Here is a 17,554-nt window from a genome sequence, read left to right on the forward strand (position 1 = left end):
TCATTCCTCCGCGGCGCTGGCGCGCAGGCGGTTAATACGGGATTCGCTCCACTGCTTGAGCAGCAGGATGAAGAGCGCCAGGATCAGCAACAGGGTGGCCACAGCGAAGGCGGCAACGTGGTTGTATTCGTTGTAGAGGATCTCGACGTGCAGCGGCAGGGTGTTGGTGACCCCGCGAATGTGCCCGGAAACCACCGACACCGCACCGAACTCACCCATCGCCCGCGCGGTACACAGCACCACGCCGTAGATCAGGCCCCATTTGATGTTCGGAACCGTGACGTGCCAGAACATCTGCCAGCCGTTGGCGCCCAAAAGGCGTGCGGCCTCTTCTTCCTGGGTGCCCTGCTCCTGCATCAGCGGGATCAGTTCGCGGGCCACAAACGGCACGGTGACGAAGATGGTCGCCAGCACGATGCCAGGCAGGGCGAAGACGATCTGGATGTCGTGGTCTTGCAACCACGGGCCGAAGAAGCCTTGCGCACCGAACATCAGCACGTAGACTAGGCCGGCGATCACCGGCGATACCGAGAACGGCAGGTCGATCAGGGTCACCAGGATGCTTTTGCCGCGAAAGCTGTATTTGCTTACGCACCAGGCAGCGCTGACGCCGAACACCACGTTCAGCGGCACCGAAATCACCACCGCGATGATGGTCAGCTTGAGAGCCGACAGGGCGTCAGGTTCGAGGATGGCGTCAAAGAACGTGCCCACCCCCATTTTCAACCCCTGGGACACGACGATCAGCAGCGGCAGCAACAGGAACAAAGTGAAAAACAACCAGCCGAAGCCGATCAGCAAACGTCGCGACAGCGGGCTGCCACGGCGGGCGGCATTGGCTACGGATGAGGCGCTTTGTGTTGAACTGGACATGGTCAGGCCTCCTTCACGGTTTTTCGATGCGGCGCTGAATCAAGTTGATGATCAGCAGCAAAATGAAGGAAACCACCAGCATCATCACGCCAATGGCAGTGGCGCCGGTGTAGTCGTATTGGTCCAGCTTGACCATGATCAGCAGCGGCAGGATCTCGGTTTTGAACGGCATGTTGCCGGCGATGAAAATCACCGAACCGTACTCGCCGACACCGCGGGCAAACGCCAGGGCGAAACCGGTCAGCCAGGCGGGCAACAAGGCCGGCACCAGGATGTAGCGGAACACTTGCAGGGGCTTGGCACCCAGGCAGGCGGCGGCTTCTTCGATCTCGCGGGGGATGTCGGCCAGTACCGGCTGCACGGTGCGCACCACAAACGGCAGGGTGACGAAGGTCAGTGCCAGGGTGATGCCCATCGGGGTGTAGGCGATTTTGAAACCCAGGTCGGCGGCGAACTGGCCGATCCAGCCGTTCGGGGCGTACAGGGCGGTCAGTGCGATACCGGCCACGGCGGTCGGCAGGGCAAACGGCAGGTCGATCATGGCGTCGATGACCTTGCGCCCCGGGAAGGTGTAACGCACCAGAACCCAGGCCAGCACGGTGCCGATGATGCCGTTGATGATGGCGGCGACAAAGGCGGTGCCAAAGCTCAGTTGCAGCGCTGACAACACCCGGGGAGCGGTGATGATGGCCCAGAACTGGTCCCAGGTCAGTTGGGCGGCATGCACGAACATTGCCGCCAGTGGAATGAGCACAATCAGGCTGAGATACACCAAGGTGTAGCCCAGCGTCAGCCCGAAGCCGGGTATGACGGGGGAGATACGACGCGACATAAAAGTCCTTGGGTTAACGCACGAGGCCCGCAACCAATTGCGGGCCTGATGTTCTAGCTTTAAGCATGGCCCAAAGGCCCGCCCCGCAGGTTATTGCGCCTGGTAGATCTGGTCGAACACGCCACCGTCATTAAAAAATTTCGGCTGCGCAGTCTTCCAGCCACCGAAGTCTTTGTCGATAGTCACAAGTTCCAGTTTCGGAAACTGTTGTGCGTATTTGGCCGCTACTGCAGCGTCACGCGGGCGGTAGAAGTTCTTCGCCGCGATTTCCTGACCGGCCGGGCTGTAAAGGTGTTCGAGGTACGCTTTGGCGATTTCGGTGTTGCCTTTTTTCTCGGCGTTTTTATCGACTACGGCCACTGGAGGCTCGGCCAGAATTGACAGCGAAGGCACGACGATTTCGAACTTGTCACCGCCGCCGTCTTCCTTGAGGGCCAGGAACGCTTCGTTTTCCCAAGCCAGCAACACGTCACCCTGACCGTTGTTGACGAAGGTAATGGTCGAACCCCGTGCGCCGGTGTCCAGCACTGGCACGTGCTTGAACAGGCTTCTTACGTATTCTTTGGCTTTTTCTTCGTTACCGCCGTTGGCTTTGAGGCCGTAAGCGTAGGCCGCAAGGAAGTTCCAGCGGGCGCCGCCACTGGTTTTAGGGTTCGGGGTAATCACCGATACGCCGTCTTTGGTCAGGTCGCCCCAGTCCTTGATGCCTTTAGGGTTGCCCTTGCGCACCAGGAACACGATGGTCGAGGTGTACGGGGTGCTGGCGTCCGGCAGGCGGGTTTGCCAGTTTTCCGGGAGCGAGCCTTTGTTCAGCTTGGCGATTTCGTCGATGTCACCGGCCAGGGCCAGGGTCACGACGTCAGCGCGCAGGCCGTCGATTACGCCGCGGGCCTGTTTACCAGAGCCACCGTGGGATTGCTGGATTTTGACGTTGTCACCGGGGTGGCTGGCTTTCCAGAAGTTGGTGAACTCAGTGTTGTAATCCTGGTACAGCTCACGGGTAGGATCGTAGGAAACGTTGAGCAATTCGTAATCTTTTGCCACAGCGGAGCCAGCAAAAATGGCACTGGCCAGCGCGGCCAAAGCGTAACGGCGTAGGGACATAGGTGAGGCTCCAAGCGGGTATTTTTAGTTTTTATAAGCGCCTTCAGGCGAGTGCGCTGTGTGTAAGTCAGCTGCTTTTTTGACTCGGGTTTTGCAGCCGGAATTTCTCTTTGCGTTCGATCTGAACCACTTGAGCGTTATGCACAGTGATTTCAACGGCACCAAAGCGCAGGTCCCGCAGCGCACTCTGGATTTCCCGCAGAATGGTTGCTTCGTCCTGGCCGTCAACGCTACGTAGAGATGCGCTCATGGTGCTGCTCCTGAAAATGTGGGGTGCCTGCTGGCGTAGGACCAATAGTAGTGAGGAGCAGATATTCTTAAAAATACTATTTAAGAATGTTTATATAACCGGAATGATAAATCGATGCCGCAGCAGGGAATGTTTCCAAACCTTACAGTTGGACTACACTCCAAATGCCTTACCACGACAGGCTGTTTATAAAGGTAGGAACTGCCACTGGACAGTCAGCGCGAGTGGGATCACCTTAGAGCAGCTGTCGTCTTTTCCTGCATAGTCTGGAGTCTTTATGTCGTTTACCCCTGAGTTGGTTGCCGAACTGGAAGTCCTTGCACTGTTTGACTTGGAAAGTACCCTTGAGGGCCTGAAAATCCATCAACATGCCGCGCCGGAAAAAGTGGCTGCCGCACGCCGTCTGTATGACAAAAAGCTGATTGATCAGCCTGATGGCGGCTATCTGACCAGCCTGGGCCGTGATGCTGCTCAGAGTGTTCAAGTGCTGCTGACGATTCTCGTCGAGTCCACAGAAACCGCCTGATGCCACGCCTCGCCCTCGGGATCTGAGTGATCAATGATTCCGCGGGCACACTTTTTATAGCCTCGTAAAAAATCTGCTGACGAAAAGCGTTTTCGTCCTAAGCCTTTCATGCGGCTGTCTGTAGACTCCGACCATCTTTTTCTCGCGTGCCGAGCTTGAAATGACGCGCCCTCCTGCAACACCTTCCACGCTGAGCGAAGGAAAAGAGCGACAGCTCCTTCAGCAGTTGCGTGGGCGGTTTTTGACTGTCAACCAAGGGCGACTGGCCCGTGCGATGGAAGGCCTGGCGCCACCCCAGCAACGGTTACTGAGTTTGTTGGCGCTGTTCTTTCATGTGAATCACCCGTTGCTGCCCGGTTATGTGTCGGACTGCACCCCCGCCGGGGTGTCAGGTTATGAGCCCGATGCGCACACGCTCGGGGCAGCGCGGCAGTTGGTCCCCGACTTTTCTTTTGACGCGTGCAGCTCCAGCCTGCCGCAGCCGGTGCACGGGCTTTTTTTGATGGGCAGCCTCGGCACCTTGGCCCAGACCGATCAAAGCGACATGGACGTGTGGATTTGCCTCGCGCCGGGGCTGGGCGACATTGCGCTGGCGGCACTGCGCAAAAAATGCCGGCGCCTGGAGGCCTGGGCGGCGAGCCAGGGCGGTGAGGCACACTTCTTTCTGATCGATGCACAGCGGTTCGCCCAGGGTGAAGCGGATGCCCGTTTGCACACGGACGATGGTGCGGCGCCAAGGCACACGCTGTTGCTCGATGAGTTTTATCGCACGGCCATCTGGCTCGCAGGGCGCACGCCGATGTGGTGGTGGGTGCCAGCGCATGAGGAAGCCCGGTATGACGAGTTTGCCGGCACGATGCTGACCCGCCGGTTGATTGGCTGCCACGAGAGCCTTGACCTTGGGCATCTGGCGCACATCACTCCTGGCGAGCTGCTGGGCGCGGGGCTGTGGCAATTGTTCAAGGGCATGGAGTCACCGTACAAGTCGGTACTCAAGCTGTTGCTGATCGAGGTGTACGCCAGCGAGCACCCGGGGGTGAGCTGTCTGAGCCTGCGCTTCAAGCAGGCGGTATACGCCAACCAGCTGGATCTTGATGAGCTGGACCCTTACGTGGTGGTGTACCGGCGCATCGAGCGTTACCTCGAAGCGCGCGGTGATCGGCAGCGACTGGAGCTGGTCCGTCGCAGCCTGTACCTGAAGGTCAACCACAAGCTGACCGGTATCGTGGCGGCACAGGGCATGCAATGGCAGCGTCGGCTACTGCAGCGATTGACCGCCGAATGGGGCTGGGATGAGCATCGCCTGGCGATGCTCGACAATCGCTCGCAGTGGGCTGCGCAGCAGGTCAGCCATGAGCGCCGGGCCCTGGCCCGTGAGCTGAGTGTCAGCTATCGGTCCCTGAGTCATTTCGCCCGTGACGAGCTGCCATCAGGCGATCTTAAGCGCTGAAGTCGCTGGCGGCTTTTGGCTGGTATTCCACTTCAAGCAATTCGAGCTTGAGGGTCTTGCCGCCCGGCGCAGGCCAGTTGATGTGCTGGCCGACTTGCAGGCCCAGCAGCGCGCTGCCGACCGGTGCCAGAATCGAAATCTTGCCTTCGTCGGCGTTGGCGTCTTTTGGGTATACCAGCGTCAGGCGGTAGTCCTTGCCACTGCTTTCTTCGCGGCAATGCACACGCGAGTTCATGGTCACAACGCCTGCGGGCACTTCTTCGTGGCCGACGATGGTTTCGGCACGATCGAGCTCGGCTTGCAGGGCCTCAATGCCAGGAGTCGTTTCTGGCAGGCTGTCGATGAGATGCTCCAGACGCTGAACGTCCAGGCGGGTGAGAATGAGTGGGGTTGGGGTGCTCATGACCTGGCAGACTCCTTTTTTCTGCACGAAAAAGCAAAACCCCGCCGGAAAATGGCGGGGTTTTGACGAACCTCGTTAGTGCGAGGCGTACCCGGACACTACCACAGCAAAATAAATACACAAGCCGGGTGAGCGGGCACAATCAGATCCTTGTAGCCGCTGCCAGAGGCTGCGAAAAGGTCCGCAGGACCTTGCTTTCAAAAGCCAGGGCCGCTGCGCTGCCCATCGCAGCCTTCGGCAGCGGCTACACGTTGCCGGGCCTGTTCACAGATTACCCGTCGCCGCTGGTCGTCTGCCGAGCGCCACTCGCGGATATCTTCGACGTGGCGAAAACAGCCCAGGCAGACTTTGTGTTCATCCAGCCGGCAGGTGCTGATACATGGGGACGGCACTGCCGGGCTGACGTTGCTGTAAAGCGGTTTTGCGGGTTTAGCAGGAGCGGTCACTATCAGATCTCTTCAAATTCCAGCTCGGCGCCAGCGTGTTCCTTGGTCAGGCGCTGAACCATTTCGCTAAGCAACTCGTCAGATTTATCGCACTTCCACGAACTGCGCTTTTCATCGTAGTCGAAGTGGAAACCGCCATTGGGAGCGGCCAGCCAGAGCTGAAGCACGGGTGCCTGGCGGCTGAAAATCAGGGCTTTGCCATTCTCAAACTTGACCGTCAGGATTCCGGCGGAATTTTCCACATCTACGTCCAGATCACAGTCGTCGAAGATGTCTTCCAGATTTTCCTGGGTGGCATCGACCAGATCGTGAAAACGGGCTTCAGTCAAACTCATGGTGGAACCTCGTAATGTCTAGTCATGCTCGGAGCTCGCAAGATACGGGCGCTCCAGGCCGATTGCAAACCCCATGACACCTGCCGCCAACCACTACTGATTATCCACACAGGGCCTTGCGCATGGCGCGCTCTGCTGCATAGGCAAGCTGGTAGGCGCTCGGTATACTCGGGCGCAATTAATGCTTTTCAAAGGATTTCGCCATGAAGCGCCTGATCTCTTCTATTGCTGCGCTCGTCGCGGTCGCCTGCCTTGTTTCTGCCTGTGGTCAAAAAGGACCGCTGTATCTGCCCGATGACAGCAAATCCCCGGAAGACCAAGCGAAGTCGTCGCAATCGCAATCGCACAAGCACCAATAAGGGAACACCATGGACGCTTTTAATTACCGGAACGGCGAGCTGTTCGCCGAAGGTGTTGCGCTGACGGCCATTGCCGAGCGTTTTGGTACGCCGACCTATGTGTATTCCCGTGCGCACATCGAGGCTCAATACAACGCTTTTGCCGACGCCCTGAACGGTGTGCCGCACCTGGTGTGTTTCGCGGTCAAGGCCAACTCCAACCTGGGTGTACTCAATGTCCTGGCGCGTTTGGGTGCCGGTTTTGACATCGTTTCCCGTGGCGAGCTGGAACGTGTGCTGGCCGCTGGCGGCTCGGCTGACAAAATCGTGTTCTCCGGTGTGGGCAAAACCCGTGACGACATGCGTCGCGCCCTGGAAGTGGGCGTGCACTGCTTCAACGTCGAGTCCACCGAAGAGCTTGAGCGCCTGCAGGTTGTGGCCGCCGAAATGGGCGTTCGCGCGCCGGTCTCGCTGCGGGTCAACCCGGACGTCGATGCGGGCACGCATCCATACATTTCCACCGGCCTCAAGGAAAACAAGTTCGGCATCGCCATTGCTGACGCCGAAGATGTGTACATCCGCGCCGCACAACTGCCGAACCTGGAAGTGGTGGGCGTCGATTGCCATATCGGCTCGCAACTGACCACCCTCGAACCTTTCATCGATGCGCTCGACCGCCTGCTGGCGTTGATCGACCGCTTGAGCGATTGCGGCATTTACCTGCGCCATATCGATCTGGGTGGTGGTTTGGGCGTGCGTTATCGCGACGAAGAGCCGCCGTTGGCCGGTGATTACATCAAGGCCGTGCGCGAGCGCATTGACGGTCGTGACCTGGCGCTGGTGTTCGAGCCTGGCCGCTTTATCGTGGCCAATGCGGGCGTACTGCTGACCCAGGTCGAGTACCTCAAGCACACCGAACACAAGGATTTCGCCATCGTCGATGCGGCGATGAACGACCTGATCCGCCCGGCGCTGTACCAGGCCTGGATGGACGTGACTGCGGTTCGCCCGCGTGACACCGAAGCCCGTGCTTATGACATCGTCGGCCCGATCTGTGAAACCGGCGACTTCCTGGCCAAGGACCGCCAACTGGCCCTGGCCGAAGGCGATCTGCTGGCGGTGCACTCGGCCGGCGCTTATGGCTTTGTCATGAGCTCGAACTACAACACCCGTGGCCGCGCTGCCGAAGTTCTGGTGGATGGCGACCAAGCATTTGAAGTGCGTCGTCGCGAGACCGTAGCCGAGTTGTTTGCTGGCGAAAGCCTGCTGGCGGAGTAAACCCATGTTGCTGCGTTTTACTAAAATGCACGGTCTGGGCAATGACTTCATGGTTCTCGACCTGGTCAGCCAGCACGCGCATATTCTGCCAAAACACGCCAAGCAATGGGGTGATCGGCACACGGGCGTCGGTTTTGATCAACTGCTGCTGGTTGAGGCACCGAGCAACCCGGAGGTGGATTTCCGTTACCGGATCTTCAACTCCGACGGTTCCGAAGTTGAGCAATGCGGCAACGGCGCACGCTGTTTTGCGCGCTTCGTGCTCGACAAGCGATTGACCACCAAACGCCAGTTCAAGGTCGAAACCAAAGGCGGCATCATCGAACTGAACGTGCGCAGCGATGGGCAAATCAGCGTCGACATGGGCCCGCCGCGTCTGATCCCGGCCGAGATCCCGTTTGTGGCCGATGCCCAGGCGTTGAGCTATGAGCTGGATGTCGACGGGCAGACCGTTGAGTTGGCGGCCGTGTCCATGGGCAACCCCCATGCGGTGCTGCGCGTCGACGATATCAACGCCGCGCCGGTGCATGAGCTGGGGCCAAAAATTGAACATCACCCGCGCTTCCCGGCACGGGTCAATGTCGGTTTTCTTCACGTAATTGATCGCCAGCGCGGGCAACTGCGGGTCTGGGAACGTGGCGCCGGGGAAACCCAGGCCTGCGGTACCGGCGCGTGTGCCGCCGCTGTGGCTGCCATCAGCCAGGGCTGGATGGACTCGCCGCTGATCCTTGATTTGCCCGGTGGTCGTTTGTCCATCGAATGGGCCGGTCCAGGCCATTCGGTGATCATGACCGGCCCGGCGATGCGTGTTTACGAAGGACAAGTCCGTTTATGAGCGAGCGCAACCGATGACCGACAAGACGCAGCCTTTGGAACTCGACGCACCTGTGGATAACTCGCAAGCAGACACTGTTGCGGCCTACCTGCAGGCGCATCCGGACTTCTTCAACCAGCGCGATGAGCTGTTGCTGTCGCTGCGCATTCCACACCAGCGCGGCGACACGATCTCGCTGGTGGAGCGCCAGCTGGAGCTGCTGCGTGGTCGTAATATCGAGATGCGTCATCGGTTGTCCCAGTTGATGGACGTGGCCCGGGACAACGACCGCCTGTTCGAGAAAACCCGGCGCCTCAACCTCGCCTTGATGGACGCCACCAGCCTTGATGAGCTGGTGATTGCCGTCGAAGACAGTTTGCGCCAGGACTTTCAGGTCCCTTTCGTCAGCCTGGTGCTGTTTGGCGACAACCCGATGCCGGTCGGCCGCTGGGTCAGCAGTGCCGATGCGCAACGGGCGTTGGGTGGTTTGCTGACTGAAGGCAAAGCGGTCAGCGGCAGCCTGCGCGAGCATGAGCTGGACTTTCTGTTCGGCGAAGAGCAGCGCAAGCAGATCGGTTCAACGGCCGTGGTAGCGCTCAACCATCTGGGTTTGCACGGTGTACTGGCGATTGCCAGTCGCGACCCGCAACACTACAAGAGCTCGGTAGGCAGCCTGTTCCTGGGCTATGTCGCCGAAGTCCTGGGCCGGGTGTTGCCGCGCTTTACCAACGCCCTGCGTTCGGTACGTTAGATGCAAGGCCAGCTGGACGCTTACTGCATTCACTTGCGCAGTGAGCGCCAGGTGTCGCCCCATACCCTGGAAGCCTACCGCCGCGACCTGAACAAGGTGCTGGGGTTTTGCGCCAAAGAATCAATTGCCAGCTGGGCTGCGCTGGATATCCAGCGCCTGCGCCAACTGGTGTCACGCCTGCATCAGCAAGGGCAGTCATCGCGCAGCATTGCGCGTTTGCTCTCGGCGGTGCGCGGGCTTTATCACTATCTCAATCGCGAAGGCTTGTGCGACCACGACCCGGCCAACGGCCTGGCCCCGCCCAAGGGTGAACGCCGCCTGCCCAAAACCCTGGATACCGACCGTGCCCTGCAATTGCTGGAGGGTGCTATTGAGGACGACTTTCTGGCCCAGCGCGATCAGGCCATTCTGGAGTTGTTCTACTCCTCGGGGCTGCGCCTGTCGGAGCTGACCGGTCTCAATCTGGGGCAACTGGACCTGGCAGACGGGCTGGTGGAAGTGCTCGGCAAAGGCAGCAAGACCCGCGTGCTGCCTGTCGGCAAGAAGGCCCGGGAGGCGCTGCAGGCGTGGTTGCCCTTGCGGGCACTGGCCAACCCTGAGGATGACGCCGTGTTCGTCAGCCAGCGCGGCAGGCGCCTTGGGCCGCGCGCCATTCAACTGCGGGTCAAGGCGGCCGGTGAGCGCGAGCTGGGGCAAAACCTGCACCCGCATATGCTGCGCCATTCATTTGCCAGCCATCTGCTGGAGTCCTCCCAGGATTTGCGCGCTGTGCAAGAGTTGCTGGGGCATGCGGATATCAAGACCACGCAAATCTATACTCATCTGGACTTCCAGCATCTGGCATCGGTCTACGACAGCGCCCACCCACGGGCCAAACGCAGTAAGGACAGTGAATGACGATTGAGCTGATTACCTTCGACCTTGATGACACCCTGTGGGATACCGCCCCGGTGATTGTGAGTGCCGAAGCAGTGTTGCGCGAATGGCTGGTTGCGAATGCACCAAAAGTGGGCGCTTTAGACGTTGAGGCATTTCAGGCCGTTCGTCAGCAGGTCTTGAGCGACGAGCCGCAGCTGCGGCACCGGATCAGCGCGTTGCGCCGGCGGATCCTGTTTCATGCGCTGAACGATGCGGGTTACGTGAACGCCGCGGCGTTGGCTGATGATGCGTTTGAGGTCTTTATTGAGGCGCGTCACGCATTGGACGTGTTCCCTCAGGCTGAACCGACCCTGATTGCACTGGCCCGTGATTACAGCTTGGGCGTGGTCACCAATGGCAACGCAGATGTGCGGCGAATCGGCTTGGGGCACCACTTCAAATTTGTGCTGTGTGCTGAAGACATCGGCATCGCCAAGCCGGATGCGCGCCTGTTTCATGAGGCGTTGTTACGCGGTGGCGTAGCGGCGGGTGCAGCGGTACACGTAGGCGATCACCCGGGAGACGACATTGCCGGTGCCCAGCAGGCGGGTTTGCGCGCGGTGTGGTTCAACCCGGGCGGCAAGCACTGGGACGGCGACAAGGCCCCGGACGCCGAGATTGGCTGCTTGAGTGAATTACCGGCGGTGTTGAAAACACTGGGCTAACGACAACAAAAATCGTGTAGCCGCTGGCGAGCAGCGCGAGGCCGCGATCGGCTGCGTAGCAGCCGTAAACCCTGAGTGCTCATTTTCCCTGAAACGCCGAGGTGTCTGATCTGCGACGGCTTCGCCGCCGATCGCAGCCTTCGTCCCTCGTCAGCGGCTACACAGGGGGCACAAAAAAACCCGCAGCGACGGCGGGTTTTTTCTTCAAGCCAGCAACTTGCCCTTAAATAGGGCGGCTGCCGTACTTGTTGTCAGGCTTCTTGGGTGGGTCAGCCACCACGTTGGCCTCAACTTCCTGCACCTTGCCGCCTTTGGACAAAAACTCTTCCATGGCGCGGGCCAGAGCATCACGCTCCTTGTTTTTGGCTTCTACACTGGGCAGGTCATCAACCGACACTGCAGCCTTGGATTTGCCTTTGGCCGCAGGGGCCGGCGCATCTTCGCCACCGTCGTCGTCAGCAACGTCCTCAGCGGCCGTTTCCAGGCCCTCTTCGGTATCGTCGTCTTCGCCTACTTCGAGGTCATCATTTTCCAGATCGTCGTCGCTCATGTTCTACCCCATGACATACGTAAAGCAGATTAGTTATAGACCAGTTGTGGCGACTGTCGACCACTACTGGTGAAAAAGTAGCCTTGGGCAAACCGCGGCTCACACCTCTTCATCGTTGTAAGGTGAAGAGGGCTTGGTGAACACCGCCATTATCACGGTGTTCGCCTGAATAAACACTTTGCCAGGCGCCCAGTGCCAGATGCTCCAGCAGCACGGCACACGGGCCTTGAAAGCGTCGGGAGATCATCCTCGCCTTCGTCGTACTCGAGCATTGTTTTCTGCCCTTCGGCGCGCATTCTAGCGTGCTGAAGAAAAAAGCAAAGCGGCTAATAGTCGAGTTGCGCTGCAAGCGCCCGTCGCATAAACAAGCGTAGAACTTGTCGACCCCTGTAACGCGCAGGAGAAATCTTTTCTTTGGCGCGAAAATCGTCTTGTTTCAGGCAAAAAAAAACCCGGCGAACCGGGTTTTTTTTGGGGGTGGTTACAGGTTATAGCCACGTTCGTTGTGTTGGGCCAGATCGAGGCCGACAGCCTCTTCCTCTTCAGCCACACGCAGACCCATCACGGCATCCAGTACCTTGAGAATGATGAAGGTCACAATCGCGGTGTAGACCACAGTGAAGGCGACGCCTTTGAACTGGATCCAGACCTGGGCTGCGATGTCGGTCACGGTGCCGAAGCCGCCCAGTGCCGGGGCTGCAAATACACCGGTGAGGAGAGCGCCGACGATGCCGCCGATGCCGTGTACGCCGAATGCATCCAGCGAGTCGTCATAGCCCAGCTTGCGCTTGAGGCTGGTGGCGCAGAAGAAGCAGATGACGCCAGCCGACAGGCCGATCACGATCGAGCCCATTGGGCCTACGGTGCCTGCAGCCGGGGTGATGGCTACCAGACCTGCAACCACGCCCGAGGCGATGCCCAGTGCGCTTGGTTTGCCGTGGGTGATCCACTCGGCAAACATCCAGCCCAGTGCGGCGGCGGCGGTTGCGATCTGAGTCACCAGCATCGCCATGCCGGCAGTGCCGTTGGCCGCAGCGGCGGAGCCTGCGTTAAAGCCGAACCAGCCGATCCACAGCATGGCAGCGCCCACCAGGGTATAACCCAGGTTATGCGGGGCCATCGGGGTGCTTGGGTAGCCTTTACGCTTGCCGAGCACGATGCACGCCACCAGGCCTGCGATACCGGCGTTGATGTGCACCACGGTGCCGCCTGCGAAGTCGAGTACGCCCCAATCCCACAGCAGGCCGCCGTTGCCGCTCCACACCATGTGCGCAATCGGCGCATAGACCAGGGTGAACCACACACCCATGAAGATCAGCATGGCTGAGAACTTCATGCGTTCGGCGAAGGCGCCGACGATCAGTGCCGGGGTGATGATGGCGAAGGTCATCTGGAAGGTGATGAACACGGCTTCCGGGAACAACGCGGTGGATGAGGTCAGGCTTGCCGGCGTTACACCCGCCAGGAAGGCTTTGCCGAACCCGCCGATGAACGAATTGAAGTTGGTGACGCCCTGCTCCATGCCAGTGGTGTCGAACGTGATGCTGTAGCCATAAATGACCCACAGGATGCTGATCAGACCGGTAATGGCGAAGCACTGCATCATCACGGAAAGAATGTTTTTGGAGCGCACCATGCCGCCGTAGAACAGCGCCAGGCCTGGAATGGTCATAAACAGCACCAAAGCGGTTGCAGTCAGCATCCAGGCGGTGTCGCCGGAGTTGAGGACTGGAGCAGCCACTTCGTCTGCAGCCATGGCCAGGCCAGGCATTACGACGGACAGCAGGGCTCCGAGCCCTGCGATTTTACGCAGAGTCATAGTGTTTTCTCCTGGGGCGTTGGGGTTTGGCGGCTTAGATTGCGTCGGTATCGGTTTCGCCGGTACGGATGCGAATAGCCTGTTCCAGATTGACCACGAAAATCTTGCCGTCACCAATCTTGCCGGTGTTGGCAGCCTTGGTTATCGCCTCGATAACCCGATCAAGATCCTTGTCGTCAATGGCGACATCAATCTTCACCTTTGGCAGAAAATCGACCACGTATTCCGCGCCGCGATACAGCTCGGTGTGACCCTTCTGCCGGCCGAAGCCTTTGACCTCAGTAACGGTAATGCCTTGTACGCCGATTTCGGACAGCGACTCGCGCACGTCGTCTAACTTGAACGGCTTGATAATGGCGGTGACTAGCTTCATGAAACTTCTCCCGAATTGGTGGACTTGCCCCAGGAAAACAAACCCGGCTCAAGTCTAAGCGCAGTGTCTGGCTTTGTAACGCGTCGTTAGCCTTCTTCAGGCTGCACAACGTGTGTAAGTCGCGGGTGATGAAAACACTCCTTGAACCACCTGCCGCACTGCCTTCGTCACAGCTGCTGCATCAGTGCATGAGTCATGTACGACTAAGCAGAAACCTTGCCATGTCTGGAAAAGTCAGCAATTACAGCGATTTATGGGAAGTTGATGGCTTTTTGCCTGATTTACCGGGGTGTTTGTGCGCGAAGATGGTGCGTGGCCGGTACCGGGGGTGCGCGAAAAATGTGCAGAAGTCCGCCGGCAATGAGCCGTGAGACCCCGTGATACACTCGGCGCCATCAGTTTTAAGGACCTTACCCATGCTTGCGCCCAAAGACCTTCTCGACGCCCTTGGTGGCCACGCCTCACGCTTGTTCAGCGGCGAAACCGCGCTGCCGCGCAACGAAATCGAAAGCCAGTTCAAAGCGTTGCTGCAAAGTGGCTTCAGTAAACTGGACCTGGTGAGCCGCGAAGAATTCGACAGTCAGATGGTGGTCCTGGCCCGCACCCGTGCGCGCCTCGAAAGCCTGGAGGCCAAAGTGGCCGAGCTGGAAGCCAGACTGTTGCCACCGACCGAGTAATGCTCAACGGCGGTGCGTTTCACAAAAACAAGGAAGTTTTCATATGCTGGTCATGAACCCGCTGGTGCCCGAGATGATCGTCTCGGATCTTGCCCGTAGCCTTCACTACTACTGTGAGGTGCTCGGCTTCAGGATCGAGTACCAACGGCCCGAGCATCATTTTGCGTTTTTGTCGTTTCATGGCAGCCAGTTGATGCTGGAGCAGGACGACCATGAAGAGTCGTCCTGGCGTGTCGGTCCGCTGGAGCCGCCGTTCGGTCGCGGCATGAACCTCTCGATCAAGTGCCCGCACGCCCAGAGCCTGATTGCCCGCCTTGAAGCGGCAGGCCACACCTTGCGCAAACCCCTTGAAGAACGCTGGTATCGCAGCAACGACATGCTGATTGGCGAGCGCAACTTTTTGGTGCTCGACCCGGATGGCTACTTGTTGCGCTTTGCTGAGGATCTGGGAATCAAAGCGCTATAGGTCACGGGCAGGAAAAACCAGTCAGCCCCAATTACTCCTGTGGGAGCTGGCTTGCCAGCGATGGCATCGCCTCGTACCGTCAGATGAACCAGGTTTCCGGCATCGCGAACAAGTCTGGAGTTTCCAGCGTTTCGCGTACCCATTCACATCCCGTATCCATTCCCCCCCTGACCTTGGCTGACGACTCGCGCAGGATGCGTTCTTTTCGAACTCAAGGAATGAGTCATGGCTCTGGCTATCGTTTACAGCCGCGCCCAGGTCGGCGTAGAGGCGCCAGCCGTTACGGTCGAGGCACATCTGGCCAATGGGTTGCCGGCGTTAACCCTGGTCGGATTGCCCGAAACAGCGGTTAAAGAAAGCAAGGACCGGGTGCGCAGCGCGATCCTTAACTGCGCGCTTGATTTCCCGGCCCGGCGTATCACTCTCAATCTCGCACCCGCCGATCTGCCCAAGGACGGCGGGCGCTTTGATGTGGCCATTGCGCTGGGCATTCTGGCGGCCAGCGGGCAGTTGCCTGCTGCGGCGCTGGAGCAGGTGGAGTGTCTGGGGGAGTTGGCCCTGTCGGGCGCTATCCGGCCCGTTCAGGGCGTATTACCTGCCGCATTGGCGGCGCGGGCGGCGGGCCGGGCCCTGGTGGTGCCGCTGGCCAATGCCGAAGAGGCTTGCCTGGCATCCGGATTGCGGGTGATCGCGGTCGAACACCTGTTGCAGGTGGTGGCGCATTTCGCCGGGCGCTCGGTGATCGAGCCCTATGTCGCCAGCGGATTGCTGCAGGCGGGCAAGCCCTACCCCGACTTGAGCGATGTTCAGGGGCAGCTGTCAGCCAAGCGGGCGCTCTTGATCGCCGCAGCGGGCAGCCACAATTTATTGTTCACCGGCCCACCCGGCACCGGCAAAACCCTGCTGGCCAGCCGTCTGCCAGGCTTGTTGCCGCCACTCAACGAGCAAGAGGCGCTGGAAGTGGCGGCCATCCAGTCGGTGGCCAGCCATGTGCCGTTGAGTTGCTGGCCACAGCGCCCGTTTCGCCAGCCGCACCATTCTGCCTCAGGCCCGGCGTTGGTGGGCGGCGGCTCCAAGCCGCAACCCGGCGAGATTACCCTGGCCCATCACGGGGTGTTGTTTCTCGATGAGCTTCCCGAGTTCGATCGCAAGGTGCTGGAGGTGTTGAGAGAGCCTATGGAGTCAGGCTTTATCGTGATCGCCCGTGCCCGGGACCGTATGCGTTTTCCGGCGCGCTTCCAGCTGGTTGCGGCGATGAATCCCTGCCCCTGTGGATATCTGGGTGAGCCCACGGGCCGCTGCCGCTGCACCCCGGAACAGATCCAGCGTTATCGCAACAAACTCTCCGGCCCTTTGCTGGATCGCATTGATCTGCATTTGACCGTGGCCCGCGAAAGCACCGCGCTCAACCCTCCTCGCGCCTCGGACGACACCACGGCCAGTGCGGCCGTGCGGGTGGCGGCGGCCCGTGAGCGCCAGTTGCAACGCCAGGGCTGCGCCAATGCCTTTCTCGACCTGCCAGGCGTGCGGGCCCAATGCACTTTGAGTGACGTCGACACTGCATGGCTGGAGGCGGCCTGCGAGCGAATGACCTTGTCACTTCGGGCCGCGCACCGGTTGCTCAAGGTGGCGCGCACCCTGGCGGATCTGGAGCAGGCGCCAAGCATTGAGCGCAAGCACCTGGCGGAGGCATTGCAGTATCGACCGGTGAGCGTGTGATCGCGCCGGCTTACCCCAACCGCTGCACTACCGGCAGTTCCATCGCGGCGACTTCGTGTTGCAAAAAATCGCTGAGGCGCCGCAGGCGCTCTCCACCGGGGCGGGTCTTGGGCCAGACCAGATAGTAATTTTCACCGCTGGCCACCGCGGCCTTGAATGGCAGGCTCAAGCGGCCCTGGGCAACGTCTTCGGCCACCATCAGCAAGTCGCCCATCGATACGCCATAGCCCCGGGCAGCGGCAATCATGCCCAGCTCCAGGGTGTCGAAGACTTGCCCGCCCTTGAGCGACACCTGGTCGTCAAGGCCCATGCAGTCGAGCCAGCGGCGCCAGTCACGACGATCGGGTGTGGGGTGCAGCAATTCAGTGGCGGCCAGCCGCTTGGCGTCCCAGGGGTGTTCATCCTGCAAGTTGGGGGCGCCGACCGGAATCAGCATCTCCGGGAACAGCAGCGTGGCTTCCCAGTCAGGCGGGAAGTGGCCGTTGCTCAGCAGCACGGCGCAGTCGAACGGTTCCTGATTGAAGTCCACATGATCAATGTCCATCCAGGCGCTGGTCAGTTGCACCTCGTTACCGGCCTGCAAGTGACGAAAGCGGCTCAGGCGGGCCAGGAGCCAGCGCATGGTCAGGGTTGAAGGAGCTTTCATGCGCAAGATGTCATCTTCGGCGCGCAGGGTGGTACAGGCCCGTTCCAGGGCGGCAAAGCCTTCGCGAACACCCGGTAGCAACAGGCGGGCGGCCTCGGTGAGTTGCAGGCTTCGGCCATTGCGCTGAAACAACCGGCAGGCGAAATGCGCCTCCAAGGTTTTGATATGACGGCTGACGGCACTCTGGGTGATCGACAGCTCCTCGCCCGCCCGCGTAAACGAACTATGGCGAGCCGCAGCCTCGAAGGCGCGCAAGGCATAAAGCGGAGGAAGACTACGAGACATGGAGAATTGTCCTGTTGTGTTGCGGAGTGTGGTCTG

General features: G+C 59.9%; 21 protein-coding genes and 1 pseudogene. 11 read left to right on the forward strand and 11 right to left on the reverse strand.

Translation table 11 applies throughout. The annotated features are described in order from the left end of the window. The 4 genes from cysW to oscA all read right to left on the reverse strand — a co-directional run bounded on the left by cysW (position 1) and on the right by oscA (position 3,059). Entirely contained in the window at positions 1–873 is an 873-nt protein-coding gene (cysW, locus tag BLW11_RS04550) for a sulfate ABC transporter permease subunit CysW (RefSeq protein ID WP_048361415.1), read from the reverse strand. Positions 874–886: 13 nt separating this feature from the next. Beyond that, on the reverse strand, positions 887–1,705 hold the full coding sequence (gene cysT, locus BLW11_RS04555) for a sulfate ABC transporter permease subunit CysT (RefSeq protein ID WP_048361414.1): 819 nt from the start codon (positions 1,703–1,705) through the stop codon (positions 887–889). A 90-nt stretch (positions 1,706–1,795) separates the two neighbouring features. Beyond that, positions 1,796–2,809, reverse strand: coding sequence for a sulfate ABC transporter substrate-binding protein (locus tag BLW11_RS04560; RefSeq protein ID WP_048361413.1), 1,014 nt, complete (start codon positions 2,807–2,809; stop codon positions 1,796–1,798). 67 nt (positions 2,810–2,876) lie between these two features. Next, positions 2,877–3,059 carry a sulfur starvation response protein OscA gene (oscA, locus tag BLW11_RS04565; protein ID WP_048361412.1) on the reverse strand — a complete coding sequence of 61 codons (183 nt, stop codon included), beginning with the start codon at positions 3,057–3,059 and terminating at the stop codon, positions 2,877–2,879. A gap of 277 nt (positions 3,060–3,336) precedes the next feature. Here oscA and BLW11_RS04570 point away from each other — a divergent pair, with 277 nt between their 5' ends. Beyond that, positions 3,337–3,585, forward strand: coding sequence for a TIGR02647 family protein (locus tag BLW11_RS04570; protein ID WP_048361411.1), 249 nt, complete (start codon positions 3,337–3,339; stop codon positions 3,583–3,585). 160 nt (positions 3,586–3,745) lie between these two features. After that, positions 3,746–5,008, forward strand: a pseudogene (locus tag BLW11_RS04575) (class I adenylate cyclase); the annotation flags it as partial. A gap of 16 nt (positions 5,009–5,024) precedes the next feature. Here the strand turns inward: BLW11_RS04575 and rnk are convergent. From rnk to cyaY, 3 genes are all read right to left on the reverse strand, one after another. Continuing rightward, on the reverse strand, positions 5,025–5,438 hold the full coding sequence (gene rnk / locus BLW11_RS04580; protein WP_048361409.1) for a nucleoside diphosphate kinase regulator: 414 nt from the start codon (positions 5,436–5,438) through the stop codon (positions 5,025–5,027). A gap of 197 nt (positions 5,439–5,635) precedes the next feature. Next, positions 5,636–5,890: a DUF1289 domain-containing protein gene (locus tag BLW11_RS04585; RefSeq protein ID WP_162837870.1), complete on the reverse strand. Its 255-nt coding sequence runs from the start codon at positions 5,888–5,890 to the stop codon at positions 5,636–5,638. Continuing rightward, positions 5,887–6,219 carry an iron donor protein CyaY gene (gene cyaY / locus BLW11_RS04590; RefSeq protein WP_048361407.1) on the reverse strand — a complete coding sequence of 111 codons (333 nt, stop codon included), beginning with the start codon at positions 6,217–6,219 and terminating at the stop codon, positions 5,887–5,889. Before cyaY ends, BLW11_RS04585 begins: the two co-directional genes overlap by 4 nt. Before the next feature lie 203 nt (positions 6,220–6,422). Between cyaY and lptM the strand changes: the two genes are divergently transcribed. The 6 genes from lptM to BLW11_RS04620 are packed head-to-tail and all read left to right on the forward strand — an operon-like array spanning position 6,423 to position 10,983. Beyond that, complete coding sequence (gene lptM / locus BLW11_RS04595) at positions 6,423–6,578, forward strand: LPS translocon maturation chaperone LptM (RefSeq protein ID WP_019828266.1); 156 nt, start codon at positions 6,423–6,425, stop codon at positions 6,576–6,578. Positions 6,579–6,587: 9 nt separating this feature from the next. Beyond that, positions 6,588–7,835 (forward strand): diaminopimelate decarboxylase, encoded by a 1,248-nt coding sequence (gene lysA, locus BLW11_RS04600; protein WP_048361406.1) that lies wholly within the window; start codon positions 6,588–6,590, stop codon positions 7,833–7,835. 4 nt (positions 7,836–7,839) lie between these two features. Next, positions 7,840–8,670: a diaminopimelate epimerase gene (dapF, locus tag BLW11_RS04605; RefSeq protein ID WP_048361405.1), complete on the forward strand. Its 831-nt coding sequence runs from the start codon at positions 7,840–7,842 to the stop codon at positions 8,668–8,670. A 13-nt stretch (positions 8,671–8,683) separates the two neighbouring features. Further along, complete coding sequence (locus BLW11_RS04610) at positions 8,684–9,400, forward strand: DUF484 family protein (protein ID WP_048361404.1); 717 nt, start codon at positions 8,684–8,686, stop codon at positions 9,398–9,400. Further along, on the forward strand, positions 9,401–10,297 hold the full coding sequence (gene xerC / locus BLW11_RS04615) for a tyrosine recombinase XerC (RefSeq protein WP_048361403.1): 897 nt from the start codon (positions 9,401–9,403) through the stop codon (positions 10,295–10,297). Further along, complete coding sequence (locus BLW11_RS04620) at positions 10,294–10,983, forward strand: HAD family hydrolase (protein ID WP_048361402.1); 690 nt, start codon at positions 10,294–10,296, stop codon at positions 10,981–10,983. The genes xerC and BLW11_RS04620 overlap by 4 nt, the downstream gene beginning before the upstream one ends. 223 nt (positions 10,984–11,206) lie before the next feature. On the opposite strand, the gene sutA is transcribed toward BLW11_RS04620, so the two are convergent. From sutA to glnK, 3 genes are all read right to left on the reverse strand, one after another. Continuing rightward, positions 11,207–11,533, reverse strand: a complete 327-nt coding sequence (gene sutA, locus BLW11_RS04625; protein ID WP_048361401.1) for a transcriptional regulator SutA — start codon at positions 11,531–11,533, stop codon at positions 11,207–11,209. Positions 11,534–12,014: 481 nt separating this feature from the next. Continuing rightward, entirely contained in the window at positions 12,015–13,352 is a 1,338-nt protein-coding gene (locus BLW11_RS04630) for an ammonium transporter (RefSeq protein WP_048361400.1), read from the reverse strand. A 34-nt stretch (positions 13,353–13,386) separates the two neighbouring features. Beyond that, positions 13,387–13,725, reverse strand: coding sequence for a P-II family nitrogen regulator (gene glnK / locus BLW11_RS04635; RefSeq protein WP_002555808.1), 339 nt, complete (start codon positions 13,723–13,725; stop codon positions 13,387–13,389). Between the two features lie 416 nt (positions 13,726–14,141). On the opposite strand from glnK, the gene BLW11_RS04640 reads away from it, so the two are divergent. The 3 genes from BLW11_RS04640 (at position 14,142) to BLW11_RS04650 (ending at position 16,587) form a co-directional block, all read left to right on the forward strand. Next, complete coding sequence (locus BLW11_RS04640; protein WP_048361399.1) at positions 14,142–14,402, forward strand: accessory factor UbiK family protein; 261 nt, start codon at positions 14,142–14,144, stop codon at positions 14,400–14,402. Between the two features lie 43 nt (positions 14,403–14,445). Then, positions 14,446–14,868: a bleomycin resistance protein gene (locus BLW11_RS04645; protein WP_048361398.1), complete on the forward strand. Its 423-nt coding sequence runs from the start codon at positions 14,446–14,448 to the stop codon at positions 14,866–14,868. A 225-nt stretch (positions 14,869–15,093) separates the two neighbouring features. Beyond that, positions 15,094–16,587 (forward strand): YifB family Mg chelatase-like AAA ATPase, encoded by a 1,494-nt coding sequence (locus BLW11_RS04650; protein ID WP_048361397.1) that lies wholly within the window; start codon positions 15,094–15,096, stop codon positions 16,585–16,587. 10 nt (positions 16,588–16,597) lie between these two features. Here the strand turns inward: BLW11_RS04650 and BLW11_RS04655 are convergent, their stop codons facing one another. Continuing rightward, entirely contained in the window at positions 16,598–17,518 is a 921-nt protein-coding gene (locus BLW11_RS04655; protein ID WP_048361396.1) for a LysR substrate-binding domain-containing protein, read from the reverse strand. Positions 17,519–17,554 lie beyond the last annotated feature (36 nt).

The organism is Pseudomonas deceptionensis (genome assembly GCF_900106095.1).
GTDB lineage: Bacteria > Pseudomonadota > Gammaproteobacteria > Pseudomonadales > Pseudomonadaceae > Aquipseudomonas > Aquipseudomonas deceptionensis.

Excerpts from the sequence above, each read along its gene's own strand:
- lptM (WP_019828266.1), top strand. The coding sequence starts at position 6,423 with ATGAAGCGCCTGATCTCTTCTATTGCTGCGCTCGTCGCGGTCGCCTGC.
- BLW11_RS04560 (WP_048361413.1), bottom strand. The coding sequence starts at position 2,809 with ATGTCCCTACGCCGTTACGCTTTGGCCGCGCTGGCCAGTGCCATTTTT.
- xerC (WP_048361403.1), top strand. The coding sequence starts at position 9,401 with ATGCAAGGCCAGCTGGACGCTTACTGCATTCACTTGCGCAGTGAGCGC.
- cysT (WP_048361414.1), bottom strand. The coding sequence starts at position 1,705 with ATGTCGCGTCGTATCTCCCCCGTCATACCCGGCTTCGGGCTGACGCTG.
- dapF (WP_048361405.1), top strand. The coding sequence starts at position 7,840 with ATGTTGCTGCGTTTTACTAAAATGCACGGTCTGGGCAATGACTTCATG.
- BLW11_RS04640 (WP_048361399.1), top strand. The coding sequence starts at position 14,142 with ATGCTTGCGCCCAAAGACCTTCTCGACGCCCTTGGTGGCCACGCCTCA.
- glnK (WP_002555808.1), bottom strand. The coding sequence starts at position 13,725 with ATGAAGCTAGTCACCGCCATTATCAAGCCGTTCAAGTTAGACGACGTG.
- rnk (WP_048361409.1), bottom strand. The coding sequence starts at position 5,438 with ATGAGCACCCCAACCCCACTCATTCTCACCCGCCTGGACGTTCAGCGT.
- oscA (WP_048361412.1), bottom strand. The coding sequence starts at position 3,059 with ATGAGCGCATCTCTACGTAGCGTTGACGGCCAGGACGAAGCAACCATT.
- BLW11_RS04645 (WP_048361398.1), top strand. The coding sequence starts at position 14,446 with ATGCTGGTCATGAACCCGCTGGTGCCCGAGATGATCGTCTCGGATCTT.
- cyaY (WP_048361407.1), bottom strand. The coding sequence starts at position 6,219 with ATGAGTTTGACTGAAGCCCGTTTTCACGATCTGGTCGATGCCACCCAG.
- BLW11_RS04610 (WP_048361404.1), top strand. The coding sequence starts at position 8,684 with ATGACCGACAAGACGCAGCCTTTGGAACTCGACGCACCTGTGGATAAC.
- BLW11_RS04650 (WP_048361397.1), top strand. The coding sequence starts at position 15,094 with ATGGCTCTGGCTATCGTTTACAGCCGCGCCCAGGTCGGCGTAGAGGCG.
- sutA (WP_048361401.1), bottom strand. The coding sequence starts at position 11,533 with ATGAGCGACGACGATCTGGAAAATGATGACCTCGAAGTAGGCGAAGAC.
- lysA (WP_048361406.1), top strand. The coding sequence starts at position 6,588 with ATGGACGCTTTTAATTACCGGAACGGCGAGCTGTTCGCCGAAGGTGTT.
- BLW11_RS04630 (WP_048361400.1), bottom strand. The coding sequence starts at position 13,352 with ATGACTCTGCGTAAAATCGCAGGGCTCGGAGCCCTGCTGTCCGTCGTA.
- BLW11_RS04620 (WP_048361402.1), top strand. The coding sequence starts at position 10,294 with ATGACGATTGAGCTGATTACCTTCGACCTTGATGACACCCTGTGGGAT.
- BLW11_RS04655 (WP_048361396.1), bottom strand. The coding sequence starts at position 17,518 with ATGTCTCGTAGTCTTCCTCCGCTTTATGCCTTGCGCGCCTTCGAGGCT.
- cysW (WP_048361415.1), bottom strand. The coding sequence starts at position 873 with ATGTCCAGTTCAACACAAAGCGCCTCATCCGTAGCCAATGCCGCCCGC.
- BLW11_RS04570 (WP_048361411.1), top strand. The coding sequence starts at position 3,337 with ATGTCGTTTACCCCTGAGTTGGTTGCCGAACTGGAAGTCCTTGCACTG.